The sequence below is a fragment of the Cnuella takakiae genome, assembly GCF_001953305.1.
In the GTDB taxonomy this organism is placed as follows: Bacteria; Bacteroidota; Bacteroidia; order Chitinophagales; family Chitinophagaceae; genus Flavisolibacter; species Flavisolibacter takakiae.
This window is the reverse complement of record NZ_MTFE01000010.1, coordinates 5,004,243-5,013,518: the sequence shown is the minus strand read 5'-3', so window position 1 is coordinate 5,013,518 and position 9,276 is coordinate 5,004,243. Positions and strand designations below refer to the sequence as shown.

General features: G+C 54.1%; 8 protein-coding genes. 4 read left to right on the top strand and 4 right to left on the bottom strand.

The features are described from left to right. Positions 1–206: 206 nt before the first annotated feature. Both BUE76_RS21475 and BUE76_RS21470 read right to left on the bottom strand, forming a co-directional pair. Complete coding sequence (locus BUE76_RS21475; protein ID WP_073044072.1) at positions 207–515, bottom strand: GIY-YIG nuclease family protein; 309 nt, start codon at positions 513–515, stop codon at positions 207–209. Positions 516–729: 214 nt separating this feature from the next. Continuing rightward, positions 730–1,245 carry a GNAT family N-acetyltransferase gene (locus BUE76_RS21470; RefSeq protein ID WP_073044074.1) on the bottom strand — a complete coding sequence of 172 codons (516 nt, stop codon included), beginning with the start codon at positions 1,243–1,245 and terminating at the stop codon, positions 730–732. A 370-nt stretch (positions 1,246–1,615) separates the two neighbouring features. Here BUE76_RS21470 and BUE76_RS21465 point away from each other — a divergent pair, with 370 nt between their 5' ends. Then, entirely contained in the window at positions 1,616–3,394 is a 1,779-nt protein-coding gene (locus BUE76_RS21465) for an ABC transporter ATP-binding protein (RefSeq protein ID WP_073044417.1), read from the top strand. 449 nt (positions 3,395–3,843) lie between these two features. On the opposite strand, the gene BUE76_RS21460 is transcribed toward BUE76_RS21465, so the two are convergent. Then, on the bottom strand, positions 3,844–4,305 hold the full coding sequence (locus tag BUE76_RS21460) for a response regulator (RefSeq protein WP_073044076.1): 462 nt from the start codon (positions 4,303–4,305) through the stop codon (positions 3,844–3,846). 441 nt (positions 4,306–4,746) lie between these two features. Between BUE76_RS21460 and BUE76_RS21450 the strand changes: the two genes are divergently transcribed. Further along, positions 4,747–5,313, top strand: a complete 567-nt coding sequence (locus tag BUE76_RS21450; RefSeq protein WP_216820696.1) for a DUF1543 domain-containing protein — start codon at positions 4,747–4,749, stop codon at positions 5,311–5,313. Between the two features lie 115 nt (positions 5,314–5,428). Here BUE76_RS21450 and BUE76_RS21445 read toward each other — a convergent pair whose 3' ends face one another. Next, the gene (locus BUE76_RS21445) at positions 5,429–7,189 is read right to left on the bottom strand and encodes an FAD/NAD(P)-binding protein (protein ID WP_073044081.1); all 1,761 of its coding nucleotides are present in this window, start codon (positions 7,187–7,189) and stop codon (positions 5,429–5,431) included. A gap of 170 nt (positions 7,190–7,359) precedes the next feature. On the opposite strand from BUE76_RS21445, the gene BUE76_RS21440 reads away from it, so the two are divergent. Beyond that, positions 7,360–8,256, top strand: coding sequence for a PfkB family carbohydrate kinase (locus tag BUE76_RS21440; protein WP_073044083.1), 897 nt, complete (start codon positions 7,360–7,362; stop codon positions 8,254–8,256). Between the two features lie 9 nt (positions 8,257–8,265). Continuing rightward, a complete protein-coding gene (locus BUE76_RS21435; RefSeq protein WP_083596551.1) occupies positions 8,266–9,216 on the top strand; it encodes an NADP-dependent oxidoreductase in 951 nt (316 codons plus the stop codon). Positions 9,217–9,276: the final 60 nt, after the last annotated feature.

The following is a 9,276-nucleotide window of genomic DNA, read 5'->3' as shown; positions in this document are numbered from 1 at the left end:
AGTGTACTGAAACAAAGGCTAAAGCTCCTGTGTATTTACAAGTGCAAGTCTAAAGGACAGTGTCCGAGTTCACTGTCATGCCGACGTATGTCGGCATCCCCTCAGTACATCGGAGTACCTGTATACAGAAGGAGATGCTGAAACAAGTTCAGCATGACAGAACCTGAGTTCACCGTCATGCTTACGTCGCGGCATCTCGTGCCGAATTAGTTTTTTGCATACCAGCCGGCCGCCAAATCCCTTAGTTCAGGGTTTTTCTGTTTAACAAGATTGATCTTCCAATCCCGTCGCCAGTTCTTCAGGTTTTTCTCTCTTGCAATAGCTTGTTTCACGTCCGTATAGGTTTCAAAATACAGCAGATGGTGACAGTTGTATTTGTGCGTGAAACCTCCGTAATGCCCTGTTTTATGCTGCCAGATTCGTTGGTGCAGGTTGCCTGTAATACCGATGTAGAAGGTAGTGCCATGAGCATTACCCATGATGTACACTGCATAAGGTTCAACAGGACGTAGCATTCATTTAAAATAAACAGATTCCTTGTGCATGTCAAGTATCTTACAGAAGGCGGGGATGCCGCGACGTCGGGATGATAGAACACTTGGAGACTGTCATGCTGAACTTGTTTCAGCATCTCCTCCCTTACACAGGTACTCCAAAGATTACAGGAGATGCTGCGACGTCAGCATGACAGCGTACTAGAGAAATTGCCCTGCTTATTCATTTCCCCTTTCAATACCTCCGCACCATCACCCAAATAGGATTGGTGCGTTCCTCGGTCAGCACAAAGCTGCTTTCCCCTACAATCTCAAACCCTTCCTTTTCGTAGAACCGGATGGCGCGGTCGTTTTTTTTCCAAACATCCAGCCAGATGCCGAGGTCGCCATTGGCTTTGGAGGTTTCGATGGCGCGGGCAAGCAGTCCCTGGCCCAGACCCAAACCATAATATTCCTGAAGCAGGTAGATGCGTTCCAGCTTGGTAACGGGTGACAATGGCACCTGCGGGTGCGGTGTGTTGCAGATGATCTTGGAATAACCGGCAGGCTGGTTGTTGAACCAAACACCGGTAAATATATTTTCAGAGTTGGTCAGTTCGGCGCGGCAGGCCTCCTCGCTGAAGCTACGCGATACATAGGCTTCCATGATTTCAGTGGGTGCGCTGTGGCCATGCGATTCCAGTAAGCTGGTGCGGCCGATCTGTGCAAGGATAGGTGCGTGTTCAGGAGTTAGCGGTGCGTACGAGATCATGGCGCAAAACTAAGCCAGTGTTGTTGAACCACGGAGGCAGGGAGGACAGGGCGGACAGGGAGGTACACGAATTGGATATTTGATGGGATGAATTGGTCCCTTATCATCCTGGCATCATCGACCTGCCTTACGTGGTCATGCCGGTGTCGCAGAATCTCCTCAGTTCATCGGAGTACCCGTATTCAGAAGGAGATGCTGAAACAAGTGCTGCATGACAGTGGTTGCCGGTGCTGTTATCTCCATACCCTCGCATAGGCATTTTCCTGTATCTGTTGAACTTAACCACCCAGGGATGCCGGCGGCACCAATAACACCTGCTACTTTTATTTAATGGTTGGCTGCCTTGGGCAGCGCTATCATCCTCTATCCTATGAAAAACCCATACTTTTCGCTCCTGGGCACTGCCTGGACTTTTGCCGGCAATAAGCGCAAGACCTATGTGCTGGTATACCTGATGTTTTTTGCGGCCAACCTGGTGGCGGCCCTCAACCCGCTGGTGTTTGGCTGGTTTGTGAACAAAGTGCAGACCGATACCCAGCAGGTGTTGCGTTATACCCTGCTCTATGCCGGGGCCTATTTTGGACTGAAGCTGCTGGAATGGAGCCTCCACGGGCCAGGCCGCGTCATTGAGCGCACGCTGGCTTTTCACATTGGCCGCAACTTCCTGGAACAGCGTTTTCACCAAACCCTGCACCTGCCTGCCCAATGGCACCAGGACAACCACAGTGGCGCTACCATCAACCGCTTACAGAAAGCTTATGACGCCCTGCGCGGCTTTTTCGACAAGGGCTTTTTCTATGTCCATACCCTCAGCAAGTTTGTACTGTCGGTAACGGCTATCCTGTATTTTTCGCCGCTCTTTGGCAGCATTGCCATCGTGCTTGGATTGATCAACATCGCGGTGATATCAAAATTCAACAAGCCTTATATCCGGAATACCAACCTCGTACACCAAAAGGAGCGCAACCTGGCTGCCAACCTGTTCGACACCTTGTCTAATATCCGCACCGTCATTACCCTGCGGCTGGAGAAAAGCATGGAACGCGGGCTGGCGCAAAAGCTGCGCCTGGTGCTGCCTTCTTTCCGTAAAACAGTATTGGTAAATGAATGGAAATGGTTTACCGCCGAAATGGTGGTGACGCTGATCTACTGCGTGGTGGTAGCCGGTTATGTGTACCAGCACTGGGAGCCGGGCAAACTGTTTGCCATCGCCGGCCTGCTGACCCTGCTGGGATACGTGAACCAGTTTACCAGCGTGTTCCAGAACGTGGCGGGACAGTACACCGAGATCATGCAGTTCCATACCACGCTCAACAACGCAGCCATCATCCCCGAAGCTTATGCTGCCAACCACCGGCCCGATGGTCCTGCGGCACTGCCCGCCGACTGGCAGGCAATGGACCTGCGCAACATCAATTTCTCCTACCAAACCGGCTGGGGCAAGCAAAAGACCGCACAGCACCTGCGCAACCTGGAGCTCCGCATCGAAAGGGGCCAGCGCATTGCCCTGATTGGTGAGAGCGGTTGCGGCAAAAGTACCCTGCTGACGCTGCTGCGTGGCCTGTATACACCCGAAGCGGGCACCCGTTTCCAGGTAGACGGCAAGGCCGTGCCCATGGCACACCTCTACGACTCGGTGACCTTGTTCCCGCAGGAGCCGGAGATCTTTGAAAATACCATTGCCTACAATATTACCCTGGGGTTGCCCTGTAGCGATGCCGATATCAGCGAGGCCTGCCGCCAGGCACAGTTTGCACCCATCGTGGCGCAGATGCCCGAAGGCCTGCAAACTGATATCAAGGAAAAAGGGGTGAACCTATCGGGTGGACAAAAGCAAAGGCTGGCCCTTGCCCGTGGCATCCTGGCGGCCCGCGACAGCAAACTGGTATTGTTGGACGAACCCACCAGCAGCGTGGACCCCCGCACCGAGGTATTGATCTACGATGAGCTCTTTGCTGCCTTCCGCGACAAGGCCATTATCTCTTCGCTCCACCGCATGCACCTGCTCCCCAAGTTTGATTATATCTACATCATGGATAAAGGCAGGATCGTGGACGAAGGCAGCTTTGACCAATTGCTGCTCACCAGCGATGCCTTCAAGGCCATGTGGGCGCACCAGCAAACAGGAATGGAAGTGTTGCATGGTTGAGCACAACAGGCCCCTAAAGCTCCGGTAGTATATGGCGGCACCAGGGTAGCAGCCTATGGGAATGCGCTGCAGTATAGTGTGCCGGGCGCTTTGAAGGCCCGGCACACCTGTTTTCAGCTGCCGTTAGCAAATAAAAAAGGCCCGCTGGGAACAGCAGGCCGCAACCAAAACTAACTGCTTATGTGAAAAGCTTTAGTAATGTGGATCACATGAGAAAAAACTATGTCGATTAAGTAAAAAGCGTTGTTGTGTTGGAAAGAAGGGCCGGATAGAAATCCAGCCCGTTTTAATCCAATATCCTATGAAAAACCGAAACTGTTTAAGCAAATAATGGTCCAGCTTGTTAAAAGCATAAACAAACGGTAAGCGCTGGCGATTTTGAGGATTTTGATACGCAACGATTTTTCGCTATGTATCATGCTCTACAATATGTGCTGCCTGGCCGCGATTTACAGGTAAGCTGTGAACGGAACAAACCTGTTGTTGATGAAATAGTGTTTTTTCAGGTAGGCCTCATGCCAGGAGTCTTTTCTGAAAATGGTTTCCAGGGCATTGCGCAGGTGCTCCGAGGTAAAAGGCTTCACCATGTACAGGTTGGCGCGGTGCAGGTAGGCTTTCTGTATATCGCTCATTTGCGAGGAAGACGAATAGATCACCACTTTCATATCATCGTACAAGGGGTTGCACCTGATTTCCTGTAAACACTCCAGCCCGTGCTTGCAGGGCATCCGCAAATCCAGGAACAATACTTCCGGTTTTACCCCCTTCAATACAGCCAGCAACTCTTCCCCATCCTGCACCACACCTACCCGCTTATCGGGTGCCACCTGGTGCAGCACCTTCTTGAAAATAAATGCATGGTCTTTATCGTCATCTGCAAGAATAATATAGTTTACAAAGGGGTGAGACATGATACAACTGCTAAAAGGTAAAAGCAACCAGGGTCTGCAAAACAGGGCCCAATTGGTGGTTTGCGCTTCCAAAAAATAGGGGGCCGCAAAAATTAAACCTGAGGTTTGACGACAAAAGTTGCACCATTTGACACAAGTCAGCAAACTTTATAGCGCTCCGGCTTTTGGTAAAAAGCAACCCTGGATGCCGGGTCTTTTTGTCGTCCTGCTCCATCTGGTAGACCAGTCCGTTGGATAATAGTTTAAACCATTTGCGCAGGCTGCCAGCCGGGAACAGGTTGGCCCACCAGCAAACAGGGATGGAAATGCTGCATGGATAGGCAAGGTTTGGTATAGATGCCGCTTACCCGCATTTCTCTTATCTTAACTCCGGTTCAATCGATTCTATACCCTGCGGGTAATAGTACCGGCACCCCAGTTTTCCTGTTTAAATTTTTGCCAATGCCCCGACTTTTTATGCTGCTGGCCGGCGCCACACCACCGGGCCGGCACACCGAGCAGCACGATGTGTTCTTCGGCATTGCCGAAACTGCCGCCGACCTGGTACCCGGGCTGCGGGCCTTCTGGCCCGATGCCGGTAAGGGCTTGCATGTGGATGCCTGGCGGGCGGTGACCGTGGTAAATGGGTACCGCGTGGAGGTACAGGAAGGTGCAGTGGATACCGGTATGCACCGCCTCTTTTTCATCAACCTGGGCGGGTATAAAAAGGACCAGTTCGACGAGTTTCATTACAAGATGATCGTTGCCGCTCCGGACAAAGCCGCGGCGGTACTGGCCGCGAAGCAGACTGCTTTTTTCCGCCACACCGGTTTTAAGGGTGCACCGGCACATATCGACGATAAGTACGGCGTGGATGTGGATGATGTGTACGCCATTGCCGATATCCTGCCCCCTTCGGTTAAAGACCGGTACCGCCTGGTGCTTACCCCTGCGGAAACGGAGCTGCCCGAAGACGAGATCCACCTGGGGTATTTCCGGCTCGACCGTGCTGAGCAATGGGGTAAGTAGCTTTTGCAACGGAGGAAAAGCATTGCAGGATGGTTTGGTATTGGGATTAGTTGTCATGCCGAACTAGTTTCAGCATCTCCAATCAATTTATCCGTAGCCAGTTTTTTGCCTCGTACTACACTTCTTCAACACGGGATTCAGCTGCCAGCAGCTCTTTTGCGGTTGCCAGCAGGCTGGCCGCAATACGGCCGGAAGCGGTTTCGCAAAAATCAAGTCCCGAATAGTCGGGATTGTACCCGCCGATATAGGGAACGGCCATGATATGGATCCGCGGGTTTGCCTTGCCCTGCCTGTCTACCACCTGGAATGCGTCGTTGATGGCGATGCCGGGTACCACCAGCTGCCACTGGCCTTCCCGCAGTACCACGTTTGCATTCCCTTCTTCTTTTTGTGCAGTGGCCTCTTTTGCCGACCGGAACGGGAGCAGGGCTTCGCTCACAACCCCTTCCGCTATGAGCGAAGGGAAAGGAAAAGCTTCAAAGGGAAGGGCAGGCTGCCCGGTGCAATCCACAAACAGGTTGTAGTGTGCCGACTGTTGGCTGCCATCCTCACTGGTATACTGGTAAAGGGCGCCACCTCCGGGCCTAGGGCTTACCTTACTGTCCCGGTTTACCGGCACCAGCGTCAGCACGCCTGCCTCGTGGAGCGCCAGCAGTTCGCGGGCAGCTGATTGCGGGGCAAAGGCAATCACCACCGAAACCAGGGGCATGAGCACCTGTTTTAGCCGCAGCATGTCCTCGGCCGACAGGTATTTGGCCGGGTAGTTCAGGGCAAAGGAAAGCATGGCGAGGGCTTCTTTCCAGAACACAGGCTGTTGTTTTCGGATAGAAGCGGCAGCTTCCGCATATTCCATTTTCAGCAGGGTAAATGCGTCCGTATCCTCCCGCATGGTCATCATCCGGTCTACAAATGCTTCCAGCGTGAGGTCCTTTACCTGCTCGTAAAATTGGGGGTCGTGCTCGCGGAGGGGTTCCTTGAAGTTGCATTCAAACAGGTAGTCGAGCGGGATGAACCCGTCGTTCGCCGCCATTTGCGTAGCTATCTCTTCCGGACTGAGTACCAGGTTGGGCGACAGCAGCGGATCGGCGAGGTGTACCCGCAGTGCGGGCAGCAGCCCGCCCAGCGAATGCATCACCAGCCGGAATGCCTTGCTTTCTTCCCGGAGGCGGTAACCAATGGTGCCATCGGGCAGGTCGTAAAAAGAACCATTGGCCCTTGCCAGGGTGCGTACCGCATCGATGGCCGTAAGCGAAGCCCCCTTGATGGCAACCGGCTCGTTCAGGCTCAGCCGCAGCTTGGCTGGCGGGTAAGGCGAGTCGAACCAGCCCGGCACTTTGCCCTCGTGGTGTTTGGGCCATTTGTGCCCCGTACAAATTACCACGGCATCGAAGGTGTGGCTGCCCCGGCTGGTAACCACCGTTGTTTTTTGTTTCCCTGCATCATCGATGATATCGGTAACCTGGGTGTTGCGGCAAAGGGTTGTGTGCAGGCCGCTTTGCAGGGCCTGGTTGTGCAGCAGGAGGAACTGCGCAGAAAGGTAGGCGCCAAAAAGAAGGCGTGGCAGCACTTTATACTCGTTGAAATTGGCGGGGTTGATACCGAACCGCTCCAGCAGTTCGGGAGGAGCCGTGGGCAGCCATTCGGCGATGGAAGTAACAATGGATGGAACCTCGTTGTCCGACACATTGGTCACATGTTCCTCGCTCGCCCCCTCGGTGCTGTAGGGCATGCCTGCTCCTACCTGTGCGCCCTGTTCAAATACGGTTATCCTTATGTTTTTCGTGCCTGCCGTCACCAGCCGCTTGAATAGAAAAAGGGCCGAAGGCCCACCGCCGATCAGCGCAATGTTTTTTGTTGTACGATGTCCTGACTGCATATATAAGGGAAATAACAAAACTGTTGGCGCATTGTTCGGGTGCGTATGGCAGGGTGCAGGCAGGTAGCATACTAACCAGCAGGATCAAACTGGAAGGACCGGGCGGGTGTGAATTTTGCTGTAGCCACTGCAGTGTTTTCTGGATAAGCCTACCAAACCCAACCATCCTTATGTCCCACCCAGCCCTTTTCGACCTCTGTTGTGTCGGCCACCTCACGCTCGACCGCGTCATCACCCCCAAGTCCAGCGTGGAGATGGCTGGCGGCACCTCCTGGTATTTTTCGCATGCCCTTAGCCGTATGCCCCTGCGCTATGGGCTTGTAACGGCTGCCGGCGACCTGGCAGGTGATGCCGTACATGTTTTGCAAAACATAGGCATTGCCGTGCGCACCCTCGATGCAGCCCATACCGTTGTTTTTGAAAACCGCTATGGCCACAACCCCGACCACCGCACCCAGAAAGTATTGCAGGAGGCTACGCCCTTTAACACTGCCCAACTGGAAGGGATCAACGCAAAAGTGTTTCACCTGGGTCCGCTGGTAGCTGGCGATATTTCCGAAGCGGCCATTGCCCTATTGGCTGCCAAGGGCCGTGTATCATTGGATGTGCAGGGTTACCTGCGCAAGGTGGTGGGCGAAAAGGTGGTGCCTATCGACTGGAGCACCAAACAACGCTGGCTGCCCTTTATCCATTACCTCAAGGTGAGCGAAGAAGAGTTGGAAGTGCTTACCGGCACCACCGACGTGGAAGCCGGTGCCCGTATTCTGTGCCGGTGGGGCGTGCAGGAAGCCATCGTTACCCTGGGCAGCAAGGGATCCCTGGTTTGCGCCGACGAGGTCTTGTACGCCATACCTGCCTATGCACCGGCACATACCATCGACACCACGGGTTGCGGCGATACCTATATGGCCGGCTATTTATACCAAAGAGTGCGGGGTGCTGCCATTCCCGAGGCGGGCCGTTTTGCGGCAGCCATGGCCACACTCAAAATAGAAGTGTCCGGGCCCTTTTCGGGCGAAGAAGCCTCGGTGCGGGCCGTGATGGAGCAACAAGTATTGGTTTCTTAAAACACAGTTATGAGCAAAACCATGCGTGCGGTGTACTACCGCCAGTTTGGCGAGATAGCAGTATTAGAAGTGGGCGAACTGCCCGTTCCCGAACTGAAAGAAGGCGAAGTGCTGGTGCGGGTAAAAGCTGCTGCCATCAACCCCGTAGATGCCGGTGTGCGCAGGGGCATGCTGTCCAGTTTTATCCCGGTACAGTTTCCGGCCATTCCCGGTTGGGATGTTGCCGGTGTTATTGAGGAACGTGGTTTTGCCGCACGCCGCTTCCCGGTAGGTGCCGAAGTGTATGGCTATGCCCGACGGCCGGTGGTACAGTGGGGCTCTTTTGCCGAATACATCGTGTTGCCGGAAAGTTACCTGGCCCTGCGGCCGCAACAGCTTTCCTGGGAGGAAGCTGCAGGCATCCCGCTGGTTGGGCTTACCGCTTACCAGTCCCTATTCGACGCGGGTGGGTTGCAGGCAGGCCAAACCGTGCTGATCCTGGGTGCCTCGGGTGGGGTAGGCAGCCTGGGTATCCAGTTAGCCAAAAGCAGGGGAGCCAAAGCAATAGGGGTGGCCAGTGCCCGCAACCATGCCTTTATGACCGAACTGGGTGCGGTGGGCAGTATTGATTATAACAGCCCGCAACTGGCGGAAGAGGTAAAGCGGTTTGTTCCTGAAGGTGTGGACCTGATCTTCGACTGTGCCAGTGGCGACACTTTGACCAACAGTTTACCTGCTCTGAAGCCGGGTGGCCGCCTGGTGTCCATCCTCAACCGGGGCACCGACCTGGATAAAGGCATCGACTTTCATTATGTTTTTGTGGAGCCTAACGCTACCCAGTTAGGTGAGCTGGCGCAACTGGCCGACGCCGGCGGGCTGAAAGTAAAAGTTTCCGCTACTTATAAACTGGAAGATGCTGCGGAAGCCTTCCGGCAGATCGAGTCGCACCATACGCAGGGAAAGGTGGTGCTGGTGCCGTAGGAGGTAGCTGTTGGCGATTAGCTGTTGGCTGTTGGCTACAAGCTTCGAGCTGCAAGCTCC

Bases quoted from the DNA above. Each gene is read 5' to 3' on its own strand.
- BUE76_RS21450 (WP_216820696.1), top strand. From the start codon at position 4,747: ATGCCCCGACTTTTTATGCTGCTGGCCGGCGCCACACCACCGGGCCGG.
- BUE76_RS21475 (WP_073044072.1), bottom strand. From the start codon at position 515: ATGCTACGTCCTGTTGAACCTTATGCAGTGTACATCATGGGTAATGCT.
- BUE76_RS21470 (WP_073044074.1), bottom strand. From the start codon at position 1,245: ATGATCTCGTACGCACCGCTAACTCCTGAACACGCACCTATCCTTGCA.
- BUE76_RS21435 (WP_083596551.1), top strand. From the start codon at position 8,266: ATGAGCAAAACCATGCGTGCGGTGTACTACCGCCAGTTTGGCGAGATA.
- BUE76_RS21460 (WP_073044076.1), bottom strand. From the start codon at position 4,305: ATGTCTCACCCCTTTGTAAACTATATTATTCTTGCAGATGACGATAAA.
- BUE76_RS21445 (WP_073044081.1), bottom strand. From the start codon at position 7,189: ATGCAGTCAGGACATCGTACAACAAAAAACATTGCGCTGATCGGCGGT.
- BUE76_RS21440 (WP_073044083.1), top strand. From the start codon at position 7,360: ATGTCCCACCCAGCCCTTTTCGACCTCTGTTGTGTCGGCCACCTCACG.
- BUE76_RS21465 (WP_073044417.1), top strand. From the start codon at position 1,616: ATGAAAAACCCATACTTTTCGCTCCTGGGCACTGCCTGGACTTTTGCC.